The 15,033-nt window shown below is 70.8% G+C and carries 13 protein-coding genes; 11 read left to right on the forward strand and 2 right to left on the reverse strand.

Features of this window, described 5'->3' with window-relative positions; translation table 11 throughout:
• Window positions 1-224: 224 nt before the first annotated feature.
• Complete coding sequence (locus tag ACFQ0P_RS06815; RefSeq protein ID WP_204977777.1) at window positions 225-1,490, reverse strand: GNAT family N-acetyltransferase; 1,266 nt, start codon at window positions 1,488-1,490, stop codon at window positions 225-227.
• Between the two features lie 77 nt (window positions 1,491-1,567).
• The gene (locus ACFQ0P_RS06820) at window positions 1,568-2,053 is read right to left on the reverse strand and encodes a GNAT family N-acetyltransferase (protein ID WP_204977779.1); all 486 of its coding nucleotides are present in this window, start codon (window positions 2,051-2,053) and stop codon (window positions 1,568-1,570) included.
• A gap of 167 nt (window positions 2,054-2,220) precedes the next feature.
• Here ACFQ0P_RS06820 and ACFQ0P_RS06825 point away from each other — a divergent pair, with 167 nt between their 5' ends.
• From ACFQ0P_RS06825 to ACFQ0P_RS06875, 11 genes are all read left to right on the forward strand, one after another.
• Window positions 2,221-4,329: an acyl-CoA dehydrogenase family protein gene (locus tag ACFQ0P_RS06825; protein ID WP_204977781.1), complete on the forward strand. Its 2,109-nt coding sequence runs from the start codon at window positions 2,221-2,223 to the stop codon at window positions 4,327-4,329.
• Between the two features lie 132 nt (window positions 4,330-4,461).
• Complete coding sequence (locus ACFQ0P_RS06830) at window positions 4,462-5,034, forward strand: DNA-3-methyladenine glycosylase I (RefSeq protein ID WP_378771723.1); 573 nt, start codon at window positions 4,462-4,464, stop codon at window positions 5,032-5,034.
• A 99-nt stretch (window positions 5,035-5,133) separates the two neighbouring features.
• Window positions 5,134-5,430, forward strand: coding sequence for a hypothetical protein (locus ACFQ0P_RS06835; RefSeq protein WP_204977783.1), 297 nt, complete (start codon window positions 5,134-5,136; stop codon window positions 5,428-5,430).
• Window positions 5,427-7,046, forward strand: coding sequence for a hypothetical protein (locus tag ACFQ0P_RS06840; RefSeq protein WP_204977785.1), 1,620 nt, complete (start codon window positions 5,427-5,429; stop codon window positions 7,044-7,046). Before ACFQ0P_RS06835 ends, ACFQ0P_RS06840 begins: the two co-directional genes overlap by 4 nt.
• A complete protein-coding gene (locus tag ACFQ0P_RS06845; protein WP_204977788.1) occupies window positions 7,046-7,504 on the forward strand; it encodes a hypothetical protein in 459 nt (152 codons plus the stop codon). The genes ACFQ0P_RS06840 and ACFQ0P_RS06845 overlap by 1 nt, the downstream gene beginning before the upstream one ends.
• The gene (locus ACFQ0P_RS06850) at window positions 7,501-8,142 is read left to right on the forward strand and encodes a hypothetical protein (RefSeq protein ID WP_378771727.1); all 642 of its coding nucleotides are present in this window, start codon (window positions 7,501-7,503) and stop codon (window positions 8,140-8,142) included. The genes ACFQ0P_RS06845 and ACFQ0P_RS06850 overlap by 4 nt, the downstream gene beginning before the upstream one ends.
• A 39-nt stretch (window positions 8,143-8,181) precedes the next feature.
• Window positions 8,182-10,449, forward strand: a complete 2,268-nt coding sequence (locus ACFQ0P_RS06855) for an LLM class flavin-dependent oxidoreductase (RefSeq protein ID WP_204977790.1) — start codon at window positions 8,182-8,184, stop codon at window positions 10,447-10,449.
• Between the two features lie 44 nt (window positions 10,450-10,493).
• On the forward strand, window positions 10,494-10,721 hold the full coding sequence (locus ACFQ0P_RS06860) for an antitoxin (RefSeq protein ID WP_204977792.1): 228 nt from the start codon (window positions 10,494-10,496) through the stop codon (window positions 10,719-10,721).
• Window positions 10,718-11,146 (forward strand): TA system VapC family ribonuclease toxin, encoded by a 429-nt coding sequence (locus ACFQ0P_RS06865; protein WP_204977793.1) that lies wholly within the window; start codon window positions 10,718-10,720, stop codon window positions 11,144-11,146. The genes ACFQ0P_RS06860 and ACFQ0P_RS06865 overlap by 4 nt, the downstream gene beginning before the upstream one ends.
• 54 nt (window positions 11,147-11,200) lie before the next feature.
• The gene (locus ACFQ0P_RS06870; protein ID WP_204977795.1) at window positions 11,201-12,427 is read left to right on the forward strand and encodes a glycosyltransferase; all 1,227 of its coding nucleotides are present in this window, start codon (window positions 11,201-11,203) and stop codon (window positions 12,425-12,427) included.
• A 110-nt stretch (window positions 12,428-12,537) separates the two neighbouring features.
• Window positions 12,538-14,886 (forward strand): ATP-binding cassette domain-containing protein, encoded by a 2,349-nt coding sequence (locus ACFQ0P_RS06875; protein WP_204977798.1) that lies wholly within the window; start codon window positions 12,538-12,540, stop codon window positions 14,884-14,886.
• Window positions 14,887-15,033 lie beyond the last annotated feature (147 nt).

Genomic DNA, 15,033 nt, shown 5'->3' on the forward strand with positions numbered 1-15,033 from the left:
GCGTTTCGCGACGCAGCGCGTGTCGGGAACTGCAGCGGAGCGGTGGTCTCCGGATGAGCCGGGGTGCCGTCCCCCGCCGCCCCGCCGGCCCACCGGCCCGCCCAGCCCGCTCGGTCTGTTCGTGTGCTCCCGCGCCAGCCACGCGCGACAGTTTGCGGCAGTCGCTGCGTTTCGCGACGCAGCGCGTGCCGGGAACTGCAGCGGTGGGTGGCTCGCCGGGCGCTTCAGCCCGGCGGGAACGACCGCACGCGTTCGACGCGCAGCACGTGAGGAAGCGCGGCGACATCCCGCGTGCCGTCGGCGCGTGGGAACTCGTACACGTCGAGCATGAACTGCACGGAGTAATCGATGGACTGGACGGATGTCTTGACCCAGCGCCCGTCGACGAAGAAGCGCACGCGCTCGGGTGTCCATTCCACGGCGTAGTCGTGCATCGCCGTGAGGTCGCCGTCGACGCGGATCTTCTCGAAGTCCTCCCGCAGCCTCGGGTCGTTCTGCGGCTTCACGCCGATCCCGACCCATCCGCCCTGATCGTCGAGCTCGCTCCCGAAGATCTCGGCGATGCACACCTCTCCGCAGTCGTCGGGCCGGTCCTCGAATCCGATCGGCCAGCACGCGACCATGGCGTCGGGGTGACGGATCGCCGCCATGCGCACCTCGATCACGCCGTGCCGCACGAGCCAGCCCCGGTGCTCCGGCTGAGCCTCGCGCACGACGAGACCGGGTCGGAACCGGTGCTGACCGATGCCGCTGCCGACGGGGCCCGAGTACTGCCCCGACTGCAGGTGGGAGACGCGCAGGTCCCCGTCGAGGTCGGGCGCCCACGGGACGGTGTCGGCGTCGATGCGCAGCCGCAGACCCCTCGGGCCGACCGCCCAGCGCGCGGCGGCGGCATCCTGCGACGACCAGTGCGGGGTGTAGAACGGCCACCACCGCGACTCGTCGAGTGCGGGGGCGTCGAAACGCTCGTCGACGTCGGGGACGCGGCCGGCGAGGTCGAGGGGCGAGACGTCGAGCACCCAGACGTTGGACGTCAGCTCGCCGCCGCGCCACGGCTCGGTCGACGAGCCGCGATGCTCGAACCCGGCGCTGCGGCATAGCGCGTTCGACGCGGCGTTGTCGACGCCGGGGAAGGCGACCAGCAGCCCTCGGCGCCCGTCGGCGGCCACGAGGTGCGTGAGCTGCCGCAGCGCCTCGCGCGCGACGCCGCGACCCTGGAACCGCTGCTCGACGCTCCAGCCCGCCTCGAACGCGGGGGCGCCCTCGTGCTCGGTGAGCCAGTACCCGATGCCGCCCGCGGGCTCGCCGTCGACGTCGATGCGGAGCATGCAGGCCTCGCCAGACGCATTGAGCCGCAGGTAGCGCTCATGGCGCTCGCGCACCTGCGCCTCGGTCTCGGGCCCGCCCAGGTGGGCGGTCATCTCGGGCGCGTTGGCGCGTTCGAGCACTCCGAGGTCGCCCTCGGCCCACGGGCGGAGTTCGACCGGCATCCGTCCCCCCTCCGTCGGACCCATTGTCGGAGGCGCCACCGACATCCGCTCGGCGCCGACGTCGTCCCGCGGTCCGTTCAGCCCGGCCGGATCACCCATACGTTCACGGCCGTCGGCGGTTCGCCGGGGAACTCGCCCGTGCCCTCGAGCACGAATCCCACGCGACGGCAGAGCGCCTCGGATGCGTCGTTCCCGACGTGCCCGTAACCGACGATCGGCCGCCCGCCGCCCGCGGCGATCGCGCGGCGCACGACCTCGCCGAGCGCCGCGGCACCCACCCCGCGCCCCTGCCAGGCCGGCTCGACGACGCATCCGACCTCGAAGGCAGGCGCTCCGTCGTGGTCCTGCTCCCACCAGCCCGCATACCCCGCGGTGCGGCCATCGACCTCGATGCGGAACATCCGCACGGCATCGCCCCCGACGAGGTACTCCGCATGCCGCGCGCGGAGCGCGTCGTCGTCCTCGGGTCCGCCGAGGTGCCGCGTGAGCTCTGGCGAGTTCGCCCGGCGCAGCACCTCGATGTCGCCCTCGCGCCAGGGAATCAGCTCGAGTCCGGAGTCCATCGCCCCATCGTCCCAGCCCCGAACGACCGGGGTGTGGGATCGGCACAACTCCGGCGAGGGACGCCGTCGGGAGAGGTTGTCAGGAAGCTCCAACTGGTTTGAACGGGCGTTGTGGGAGTCCTACCGTCGATAGTGACTTCCCATCTCCGAACCGAGAGGTGACGCATATGGCCGACGCCGCCGTCCGCACTCACAAGCCCGCCACCAGCAAGCGCACGCCCGCCGGGGGCGCTCCGACCGCCGCGCACACCGCGGAGGAGGCATCCGAGCCTCGCATCGATGTCGCCGCGGTCACCGACCTCCTGCTCGGCACATGGGCCGACACGCGCCGCGAAGCGCGCGAGATGATCAAGGATCCCGCCTTCTGGCGGATCGAGGGCCAGCCCATGCCCGAGCACCGCGAGCGCGTGCTCACCCAGCTGCATCTGCTCGTCGAGCACGGCGGCTCGCGCCGCGCCTTCCCCGAGGAGTACGGCGGCAAGAACGACAACGGCGCCAACCTCGCGGGCTTCCAGGAGCTCGTCCTCGCCGACCCGAGCCTCCAGATCAAGTCCGGAGTGCAGTGGGGGCTGTTCGGATCGGCGATCTTCCAGCTCGGCACCAAGGAGCACCACGACAAGTGGCTGCCGGGCGTGATCGACATGAGCCTGCCGGGTGCGTTCGCGATGACCGAGACCGGGCACGGCTCGGACGTCGCGGCGATCGGCACCACGGCCACCTACGACCCGGACACCGAGGAGTTCGTGATCCACACGCCGTTCCGCGGCGCCTGGAAGGACTACCTCGGCAACGCCGCCCTGCACGGCAAGGCCGCGACGGTCTTCGCGCAGCTCATCACCGGCGGCGTGAACTACGGGGTGCACTGCTTTTTCGTTCCGCTCCGCGACGACGAGGGGAACTTCCTCCCCGGCATCGGCGGTGAGGACGACGGCGTCAAGGGCGGCCTGAACGGCATCGACAACGGCCGGCTCCACTTCGACCAGGTGCGCATCCCCCGCACGAACCTGCTCAACCGCTACGGCGACGTGGCGGCGGATGGCACGTACAGCTCCGACATCCCGAGCCCCGGCCGCCGGTTCTTCACGATGCTCGGCGCGCTCGTTCAGGGCCGGGTCTCGCTCGACGGTGCTGCGACGACCGGAACGGCGCTCGCGCTCCACATCGCGGTGACCTATGCGAACCAGCGCCGCCAGTTCGACTCCGGCGCGGGCACGTCCGAGGTCGTACTGCTGGACTACGGCAAGCATCAGCGGCGACTGCTGCCGCTCCTCGCGCAGAACTACGCGCAGTTCTTCAGCCACGATGAGCTGCTCGTGAAGTTCGACGGTGTCTTCTCCGGGCGCGCCGACACCCCCGCGGAGCGCGAGGACCTCGAGACCCTCGCGGCGGCGCTCAAGCCGCTGTCGACGTGGAACGCGCTCGACACGATCCAGGAGGCGCGAGAGGCGTGCGGCGGATCGGGCTTCCTCGCCGAGAACCGCATGGTCGGCCTTCACCAGGACCTCGACGTGTACGCCACGTTCGAGGGCGACAACAACGTCCTGCTCCAGCTCGTGGGCAAGCGGCTCCTGGCCGACTACGCGCGGCAGTTCAAGGGAGCGGATGCCGCGAAGCTCGCACGCTTCGCGGTCGGCCAGACCGCGGGCAAGGTCTTCCACGGCGCGGGCCTGCGCCAGCTCGGCCAGTCCGTCGCCGACCTCGGCTCGACGGCGCGCTCGGTCGAGCTCGGGCTGCGCGAGGATCAGCAGCACGATCTGCTCGCCGGCCGGGTGCAGCAGATGGTGTCGGATGTCGCGGCCGCGGTGCGCCCCGCGTCCAAGCTCTCGGCAGACGAAGCCGCGGCATTGTTCAACAGCCACCAGGCCGAGCTCATCGAGGCGGCCCGGGCCCACGGCGAGCTGCTGCAGTGGGAGGCCTTCACCGACGGCATCCACCGCATCGAGGAGGACGGCACCCGCCGCGTCCTGACATGGCTGCGCGACCTCTTCGGCCTGCACCTCATCGAGAAGCACCTGGCGTGGTATCTGATCAACGGACGGCTCTCGGCGCAGCGTGCGGCCGCGGTCGGACGCTATATCGACCGCCTCACGGCGCGGCTGCGCCCGCACGCGCAGGATCTCGTCGACGCCTACGGGTTCGCGCCCGAGCACGTGCGCGCGCCGATCGCGTCGGGAGCCGAGCAGGCACGGCAGGACGAGGCCCGCGATTACTACGCCGCCCTCGCGGCGTCGGGTCAGGCGCCGGTGAGTGAGAAGTCGCTGAAGAAGAAGAAGTAGCCCCCCGCTGCCCCTTCATGTCACGCGAATGGTGGGTTGCCGCTCGCTCGACCCGCCATTCGTGTGACATGAAGCGTGTGCGCGGCCGGGCCGCGCGGTCCGGTGTCGCACGGACGACCTAGGCTGACCCGCGTGAGCACCGACATCCGCCGCGGCCCCGACGGTCTCGCCCGCTGCGCGTGGGTCGGCGACGACCCCGAGTACCGGCGCTATCACGACGAGGAGTGGGGCTTTCCGCTGCACGGCGACCGGGCCCTGTTCGAGGAGATGAGTCTCGAGGGCTTCCAGGCGGGGCTGTCGTGGATCACGATCCTGCGCAAGCGCCCGCGGTTCCGCGAGGTGTTCCTGGGATTCGAGCCCGGGTTGGTGGCCGGCTTCGGCGACGACGACGTCGAACGCCTGATGGCGGATGCCGGGATCATCCGCAACCGCGCGAAGATCCTCGCGACGATCTCGAACGCGCAGCTCGTGAGTGAGATGGCCGAGGGCGAGCTCGACGCCCTCCTCTGGTCGTTCGCGCCGGATGCCTGGGCACGACCGGCATCGTTCGCCGACGTCCCTGCGACCACGGCCGAGTCCGACGCGATGAGCAAGGCACTCCGCACGCGCGGCTTCCGGTTCGTGGGCCCGACCACCATGTACGCCCTCATGCAGTCGGCGGGGATGGTCGACGACCACGTCGACGGATGCTGGCGCGCGGCGTGAGCGGCGCGTGACCGCCGTCTCACGGTGGGGGATTGTCCCCATCGTCAGCGTCGCACCGGACTCCTAGGCTCCGGAGCAGAACCCGTCCCGGAGGAGCCGATGACCGACGTCGATCTCGACCTCACCGCCCTGCGCACCGCGAAGATCCGTGTCGCGGAGGCGCTGGAGACCTTCCGCAGCGCCGATCGCGTCGGTGACGACCTCGCCGAGCTCACCGGGGAGTACCGCCTCGCCTGGAAGGTCCGTGACTTCGCAGGCAACTGGGACCACAACCGGGGCAAGCTCGAGGAGCAGCTCGTCGCGGTGCGCGACTGGCTGCAGGCGATCGACGACACCTACACCGACCTCGACCGCACGATGGGCGACGGTGTCGACAGCGACGGAGACACCCCGTGACCTCGGGCCTGGCTGTCGAGTTCGAGGACGTCTTCGAAGGCCGGCCTGCCGAGCTCGAGAGTCGCGCGCGGCGGCTGCAGTCCACGGCCGAGGCGATCTCCCGCGCGGCCGATGCGCTGCGCGACCTCGTCGACGATCAGCGCAGCCGCGCGACGGAGGCGGTCGAGGAGTCGGCGGCCGAGGCATCCGCCGGTCTTCGTCGTGCGCGTCGCCGCTACGGCGGCACCGCGACCGCGCTCACGACGTACGCCGTCGAGCTCGCGCCGATCCAGCAGACGGCTCGCGCCGCGGTAGAGGATGCCGACTTCCACCAGGCCCGGTCCCTGCGGATGCAGGACGACCTCGACGATCTGCGGGGCGACATCACGCTCGCCGAGGCGGAGGGCGGATCGACCGACGCCCTGTACGAGGAGCTGTGGTCCAAGAGCGACGGGGCGGCGTACTCGGCCGGCCAGGTCGAGGAGGCCCGTCGCACTCTGAATCGGGCACGGCAGGAGATCTGGGATGCCGCGGACCGCGCGATCGACGCGATCGAGACCGCGATCGAGCACGGCGCGGACTCGTGGGGCGACAACTGGGACCAGTTCTGGGAGGGCGTCGGCGACTTCTTCGAGATGGTCGGGGAGTGGGCCTCGCAGGTGCTCTCGGTCGTCGTCGCTGTGCTGCAGGAGCTGCTGAGCGCGCTGGTCTCGGCGCTCGTGGTCGCGCTGCTGCTCGTGGTCGGACTGCTCGTCGTGGGGCTCGTGTTCGTGCTGTTCGGGGTCGTCGGGCTCCTGGTGCTGGCAGCGGCGCTCGCGATCGCGCTGCTGGCGATCGCGATCGGAGAGTTGCTCGCGGGGCCGCAGCAGCGACGCGGCGACACCACCCGCACCGCGCCGACGGGCGATGCCGAGGCCGACGCCCTGGCAGACGGCGGAGAGGCCCGCGACTACCAGGACCTGATGGAGCAGCTCGCGGATCAAGACCGGGACGGCAACGAGGCGGCGACTCAGATCAAGGTGGTGGCGATCCGCAACGCCGCGGGCGAGATCATCTCGTGGCGCGTGCAGCTGCCGAGCACGCAGAACTGGAACCCGCTCAACACCGACGGAGCGCTCAACGACGCCCGGACCGACGTGATGCTGGCGCTGTTCCCCGGTGTTCCGACCCAGTACGAGCAGGCCGTGTGGGACGCGATGACCGAGGCCGGGGTCTTCGAGAGCGATGCCCCGATCATGTTCACGGGATGGTCGCTCGGCGGGATGATGGCCGGCGAGCTGGCCACGAATCCCCGTGTGTCGGATCGCGTCGGGTCGGTGTTCACGGCCGGCTCGGCCATCGACAAGCACTACGGCGACATGCCGCCCGACGTGCGGGTCACGCAGATCAACAACGGCATCGACCCGGTGCACACGCTCGAGCTGCTGGGCCTCGACCCGATCGACTACGTGCGGTTCGACACCGACTGGCAGACGTACCGGCCGCTCACGTGGCCCCTGCACGATGCCGTCATGTATGGTGCCGAGGCGGAGCGGTACCTGCCGGAGCCCCGACCCGGAGACGAGATCTTCTTCGCCCAGGAGGGCTCGGGCTCCTACGAAGAGGCGTATATCGCCGAGTACACGCGAGGATCGTGATGAGACGCATGCGGACTGTTCTGGCCGGCGGGATCGTGCTCGGGATGCTGGCGCTGTCGGCATGTGCGGGCGACCCCGAGGTGTCCGGTCTCGAGGAGCAGCTCTCGCAGATCGACGGGGTGAACGGCGCGCTCGTGTGGTCGACGCATCCCGGGGCGCCGTGGAACACCCAGGTCAACGTCGCGCTCTTCCTCGACGAGGCGTCCACCGCCGCGGTGACCACCGCGATGGAGGGGGCGATCCCGGTGCTCGCGGCCGACCCCGCGGCATCCCGTCATGACGTCGCGGTCAGCTTCGCGCACGGTGACCGCGCGGACTACACGCGCGAGAACTTCTCGCGCGCACCCGAGGTGACGATCCTTCCCGAGGTCTACGCCGAGCTCGGGCTGACCGACACCGGAGCCCAGATGATCCTCGTGCGCGCGGGGGAGCTCGAGGTGCCGGAGGGCGCCGAGTGACCTCGCCGCCGCTCGCGGTGCCGCAGCTCACGTTCCAGCTCCCCGGGCGATGGCTCGCCCTCGACCCGCGCGACGTCGACGTGGCTGCGGCTCGCGTCGATGAGGCCGTCCGCGAACTGGCAGGTCCGGCTGACGACGCCGCGATCGCGCGCCGCCGCCTTCGCGTCGCCTTCCAGCGTGCCGTCGATGCGGCTCGGGATGCCTCGGCGCACGCGCTCTTCCTGTGCATCGAGATCGTGCCGGACGTGGCGACACCGGCGTCGCTGACGGTCCATGCCCCCGAGGGCATGCGCATGAGCCCGGCGATCGGCACCTCGGCGGACGCGGTGCTCGGCGTGCTCGCCGAGAGCTTCCGCGCACTCGCGGTGCCCGGGGCCGCGACCGCGAAGCGGCTCGACGGGCCGCGCGCCGGCATCCTTCGTCTCGATCGGCTGCACGAGGAGACGGTCGAGGAGGACGGCAAGACGGCGGTGGCGACGCGGCTCGAGGCGGAGTACTGGTTCGCCGTACCGGGCTCGAAGCAGGTCGTGCTGGCGAGCTTCGCGACGCCACTCGGCGAGCTGCGGCACGCGATGCTGAACCTGTTCGACTCGATCGCGCTCGCCGCTCGGTTCGGCCCGGAGGCGCCGGCGGAATGATCGGCCGCGCCGGGGCGTTCGAGCGTTCGGAGGATCTACATGGACTACGGCCACGCGCTCGAGTTCGGCGCGTTCATCACCCCCACCGCCACGACCCCCGAGGCCCCGATTGTGCTCTCGCGGGCGGCCGAGGCATCCGGTCTGGATCTCGTCACGTTCCAGGACCACCCGTATCAGCCCGCGTTCCTCGACACGTGGACGCTGATGTCGTTCGTCGCGGCGCGCACCGACCGCATCCGCATCGCGCCCAACGTGCTGAACGTGCCGCTCCGGCCGCCCGCCGTCACCGCACGCGCGGCCGCCAGCCTCGACCTGCTCTCGGGCGGACGGTTCGACCTCGGCCTCGGCGCCGGCGGATTCTGGGACGCGATCGAGGCGATGGGCGGCGGCCGCCTCACCCCCGGCCAGGCCGTGACCGCGCTCGAGGAGGCCATCGACCTCATGCGCGAGCTCTGGGACACGAGCGAGCGGCGCGGCGCTTTCACCGACGGCCGGTACCACCGCGTGCACGGCGCGAAGCGGGGCCCGCGTCCGGCGCATGACATCCCGATCTGGATCGGCGCGTACAAGCCGCGGATGCTGGCCCTCACCGGTCGCAAGGGCGACGGCTGGCTCCCGTCCCTCGGCTACATGAAGCCCGGCGACCTCACCGCGGGCAACGCGGCGATCGACGAGGCCGCCGCGGGCGCGGGCCGGGATCCCCGCGAGATCCGGCGTCTGCTGAACGTCGGCCGGCTCTCCGCCGACCCGCGCGAGTTCGCCGAGCGGCTGGCGCAGCTGGCGCTCGAGGACGGCATCGGCACGTTCATCCTGGCCGGCGACGATCCGCGGCTGCTGCAGGAGTTCGGCCAGGACGTCGCCCCCGCGGTCCGCGAGCTCGTCGCCCGCGAGCGCGGCGACCGCGGCACGTCCGAGGCGCCCGTGCGTTCAGCGGCAGCCCTCGCCGCGCGCCGCGGCGGCATCGCCTACGACGACGTGCCCGCCGGGCTGCGCGCGATCGAGCCGGGCAGCTTCGAGTACGCCGACGTGCGCGCGACGTACATGCGGGGCGGCTCTCCCGGGATCGTGCTGCAGCCCGAGTCGGCCGAGCAGGTCGCCGCGGCGATCGGCTTCGCCAGGCGGCATCCGGATCTCCCGCTGTCGGTGCGCAGCGGCGGCCACGGCATCAGCGGGCGCAGCACGAACGACGGCGGCATCGTGATCGACCTGCGCCGCCTCGACGGCATCGAAGTGCTCGACGCCGAGGGCCGCCTCGTGCGCATCGGCCCGGGGGCGCGGTGGGCGAACGTCGCCGCAGCGCTCGATGAGCACGGGTGGGCCCTCACGTCGGGGGACTACGGCGGCGTGGGCGTCGGCGGCCTCGCGACGGCGGGTGGCATCGGGTTCCTCGCTCGCGAGCACGGTCTGACCATCGATCACCTCCGCGCGGCCGAGGTCGTGCTCACCGACGGCTCGATCGTGCGCACGGATGCCGCGACGCACTCCGAGCTGTTCTGGGCGGTCCGCGGCGCGGGCGCGAACGTCGGCATCGTGACCGCGTTCGAGTTCGAAGTGGACGAGATCGGGGACGTCGGCTACGCCCAGCTCGCGTTCCAGGTCGACGACGTCGCGGAGTTCCTCGAGGGGTACGGGCGGATCGTCGAGTCCTCGCCGCGCGACCTCACGCTGTTCCTGCTGACGGGTGCGCCGACCCCGGGCCAGCCACAGATCGTCCAGCTCTACGGGATCGTCGACTCCGACGACCCCGACACGATCATCGCGCGGCTGCAGCCGTTCGCCGAGCTCGCGCCGCTCGTGCAGCAGTCGGTGCAGCTCACGACCTACGCGCAGGTCATGGCGAACGCCGACCTCGGCCCCCAGCACGGCGCGGGCGAGCCGCACTCCCGGTCGGGATTGATCGAGCACGTGACGCCCGCCTTCGCGGCGGCGGTCGAGCGGATGCTGTCCTCCGGCGCTGTCCCGTTCTTCCAGCTGCGCGCTGTCGGCGGCGCGGTGACCGACGTCGCCGAGGACGCGACCGCATACGCGCACCGCTCCGCCAACTTCTCGGTCGTGGCGCTCGGCTCCCACCCCGATCGGCTCGATGCGCAGTGGCGCACGCTCGCCGAGCACGTCGACGGGATGTACCTGAGCTTCGACTCGTCGCTGCGCCCCGAGCGCATCGCCGAGGCGTTCCCGCCCGAGACGCTGGCGCGCCTGCGCGCCGTGAAGGCGGCCTACGACCCGACGTGCGTGTTCCGCGACAATTTCGCGATCGAACCGGCCGCACCCGCCGTAGCTGAGGCGTCCGGGGCCGACGCCGCCTGAGCGCAGCCCTTGACCCCTGATGCGTGATGCGTGATGATCGATGCATGCGCACGACCCTCACGATCGACGACGACGTGCTCGCCGCCGCCAAGCAGTTCGCCGATGCCCGCGGACTGACCCTCGGCGAGGCCGTGTCGCAGCTCGCGCGGGCAACCCTGACCGAGCGGCGCCGGCACGACACCCGCAACGGGATCGTCCTCCTGCCCGCTCCGGCGGATGCGCGTCAGGCCACCCTCGACGACGTCAACGCCCTGAGGGACGACACCGAGTGACCGAGCATCTGCTCGACGTCAACGCCGTCATCGCCCTGATCGACCCGCTGCACCTGCACCACGACCGCGCGCACCGGTGGTTCGCCGCGCGCGGAGACGACGCCTGGCACACGTGTCCGATCGTGCAGAACGGGGCCGTGCGGGTGGTCAGCAATCCCCGCTATCCGAACACGCAGCCGGCGCCGGTCGTTCTGGCCAGCCTCGCGAGCCTGGTCGCACGCCCGCAGCACGTCTTCCTCTCCGACTCCGTCTCGCTGCTCGACGGCTCTGTGCATACCGAGCGACTGCTCGCGAGCTCGCAGGTGACGGACACCTACCTCCTCCACCTCGCGGCATCCCACGACGCGCAGCTGGCGACGTTCGACACCCGCATCGTCACCTCTGCGGTTCCCTCCGGCTCCGAGGTGGTCTTCGCGATCCCCTGAGCCCACGCGCGCGGGTCAGCCCCACCGGGAAGGGAACTGTGCTGTGCTGGGCGGGTGAGCACGGTGATCTTCTGCCCGGTGACATTCAATCTGGCCGAGACGACCCGGATGATCGAGGTCGCGCGGGCACTGGCTCCCGAGCATCAGGCGGTGTTCATGGGTTACGAGGAGGACTTCGCCTCACTCATCACCGGCGCGGGATTCGAGTACCGCCCCTGTCAGCCGGCGTGGACTGCGGCGGAGCGTGAGCAGGCGCTGAAGTTCGACCAGGGAAGAGCGCTCCGCAGCCCCTTCACGCGCGAGCTCGTCGCCGCACGCGTCGCGGTAGAGAGGCGGATGATCCGGGATCACGCGGGCGCCGCCGTCGTGATCGGGAGCAACGTCACCTCGATGATCTCCGCTCGCGCCGAAGGCGTGCCCCTCTTCTACCCGGTGCCGTGGGCGCTCTCGCGTCCGCAGGTCGAGCAGGTCCGCAGGTTCCGCTTCATCGACGGGGACGGATGGATCGCCCGCACGGCCGACCGTGCCGTCACGGCCGCATTCCGGTGGGTCTACACACGGGCTCCTCTCGCGCCGAGAGCTCTGGCGTCGGTCGCCCGCGAGAACGGGGTCGTCCCGCTCCGAACCGTCGCCTCGCTTCTGGACGCCGATGTGAACCTCGTCACGGTGATGGCGCGGGAGCTCGAGGGGTTCTCCCTCCCGCGTGGCTACAGCCGGGTCGGACCGATCTTCGCGCACCTCGGCGGCGAGCTGCCGCCGATCGTCCACGAGCTCGCGGCCGCCGACGAACCGCTGGTGTACCTGGCTCTCGGCTCGTCCGCCAACCGCGAACTCGCGCTGACCGCCGCGGCTCAGCTGGGCACACTGCCGGTCAATGTCATCGCCCCTATCCGGCACTATCTGCGCGCGGAGGACGAGGTTCCCGCGAACGTCCGCGTCACCGATCTCCTGCCCGCCCACCTGCTCGGGGGGCTGGTCGACGCCGCGGTCCTCCATGGCGGGCAGGGAACGGTGCAGACCGCCTGCGCGACGGGCATCCCCTTCGTCGGATTGGGGCTCCAGCCCGAGCAGGTCTGGAATGTCCGCGTGTGCGAGACCCAGGGCAACGCGCTCGCGGTGTCCCCGAAGCGCGTGGGCACGCCGGAGTTCGTCGCCGCCGTGCGCCGCGTCCTCGGTGAGCCTTCCTTCCACGAGGTTGCGGCGCGGGTCCAGCAGGCCATGGCCGCGGAGGACGGAGCTGCGGCATCCGCCCGGATCATCGAGGCCCACCTTGCGAGGTGACACCGGTCGAGTTCGGAGGGATGCAGCGGCACGGGCGTGCGACGCGACGTGACCGGATCGAGCAGAATCGAGGAAGCAACATGTCCGCATCGGCGGGCATACTCGTGCGCATGGCATCCGAGACCCACATCGCCGACTCGCACGCGGTCATCCGCGTCGTCGGCGCGCGCGAGAACAACCTCAAGAACGTCGACGTCGAGATCCCCAAGCGCCGGCTGACCGTCTTCACCGGCGTGAGTGGCTCGGGCAAGTCGTCGCTGGTCTTCGGCACGATCGCCAACGAGTCGCAGCGGCTCATCAACGAGACCTATCCGACGTTCGTGCAGCAGTTCATGGGGCAGCTCAATCGCCCCGAGGTCGACGCGCTCGAGAACGTGAGCCCGGCGATCATCGTCGATCAGGAGCGCATGGGAGCGAACTCCCGCTCCACCGTGGGAACCGCCACCGACGCGCACGCGATGCTGCGCATTCTCTTCAGCCGCATCGGGCAGCCGCACGTGGGGTCGCCGCAGGCGTTCTCGTTCAACATCCCGTCGGTCAAGGGCGCGGGCGCCGTGACGTTCGAGAAGGCCGGCCAGAAGGTGAAGGAGCGCCGCAGCTTCGAGATCACCGGCGGCATGTGCCCCGACTGCGAAGGACTCGGCGAGAAGAGCGACGTCGACCTCGACGAGCTGTACGACAAGACGAAGTCGCTCGCGGACGGTGCCCTCACGATCCCCGGCTACAACGTCGACGGCTGGATGGTGAAGGGCTTCACCGAATCGGGCTTCGTCGACCCCGCCAAGCCCATCGAGGACTACACCGACCAGGAGCGCGAGGACTTCCTCTACAAGGAGCCCACGAAGGTCAAGATCAACGGCATCAACATGACGTACGAGGGCCTCGTGCCCAAGATCACCAAGTCGATGCTGCAGAAAGACCGCGACGCGCTCCAGCCGCACATCCGCGCGTTCGTCGAGCGCGCGGTCAAATTCATGCCCTGCCCGGCATGCGACGGGACGCGGCTCAACGACGGGGCGCGCTCGTCGAAGATCAAGGGCATCAGCATCGCGGATGCCGCGGCCATGCAGATCTCCGATCTCGCGGCGTGGCTCGACACGGTCGACGACCCCGAGGTGGCGCCGCTCATGGTGGGCCTGCGGCAGACGATCGGCTCCTTCGTCGACATCGGCCTCGGCTACCTGTCGCTCGATCGCGCGTCGGGCACCCTGTCGGGCGGCGAGGCGCAGCGCACGAAGATGATCCGCCACCTCGGGTCGGCGCTCACCGACATCTCCTACGTGTTCGACGAGCCCACCGCAGGGCTGCACCCGCACGACATCCAGCGCATGAACACGCTCCTCCAGCAACTGCGGGACAAGGGCAACACGGTGCTGGTGGTCGAGCACAAGCCCGAGGTCATCGAGATCGCCGACCACGTCGTCGACCTGGGCCCCGGCGCCGGCCGCGCAGGCGGCCAGATCCAGTACACGGGGGATGTCGCGGGCTTGCGCGCGTCCGGCACGATCACCGGGCGCCACCTCGACGACCGTGCGCGGCTCAAGCCCGAGACCCGCACGGCGAAGGGCGCGCTCGAGATCCGCGGGGCGACCCAGCACAACCTCAAGGACGTCGACGTCGACATCCCGCTCGGCATCCTCACCGTCGTCACGGGCGTCGCGGGGTCGGGCAAGTCCTCCCTCATCCACGGCAACGTGCCCGCATTCGACGACGTGGTGGTGGTGGACCAGTCGCCGATCAAGGGGTCGCGCCGCAGCAGCCCGGCCACCTACACCGGCATCCTCGACGCCATCCGCTCGGCCTTCGCGAAGGCCAACGGCGTGAAGCCCGCCCTGTTCAGCGCGAACTCCGAGGGCGCGTGCGTGGCCTGCAAGGGGCTCGGGGTGATCATCACGACGCTCGGGTTCACGCAGACCGTCGAAACGCTGTGCGAGACGTGCGACGGCACGGGCTTCAGCGACGAGGTGCTCGAATACACCCTCGATGGGAAGAACATCGCCGAGGTCCTCGCGATGTCGGCGGCCGAGGCATCCGAGTTCTTCACGAAGGGTCCCGCCCACACGACGCTCGTGCGCATGATCGACGTCGGCCTCGGATACATCACGCTCGGGCAGGCCCTCAACACCCTCTCGGGAGGCGAGCGCCAGCGGTTGAAGCTCGCCATCTCGATGGCGAAGAAGGGGGCCGTCTACGTCCTCGACGAGCCCACGACGGGCCTGCACCTGGCGGACGTCGAGAACATGCTCGGGATGCTCGACCGCCTCGTCGAGGCGGGCAACAGCGTGATCGTCATCGAGCACCACCAGGCCGTGATGGCGCACGCCGACTGGATCATCGACCTCGGGCCGGGTGCGGGGCACGACGGCGGCACGATCGTGTTCGAGGGCACCCCGGCCGACCTCGTCGCGACGGGCGACTCCCTCACGGCGCAGCACCTGCGGGCGTACGTCGCCGGCTGACGCGCGCTGCGGCGCCGAGTTCGCAGGTTCCCGCCGAGCAGCCCCTTTATCGACGCCGCCGGCGTGCGTCCTCGGCGAGATCGTGCGTTCTCGATGCGGGAGGGTGGCCCATGGGTCATTGTCCCCATGGGCGATCGCCGCGCTCTC

The sequence above is a fragment of the Microbacterium insulae genome (assembly GCF_042677065.1).
GTDB lineage: Bacteria > Actinomycetota > Actinomycetes > Actinomycetales > Microbacteriaceae > Microbacterium > Microbacterium insulae.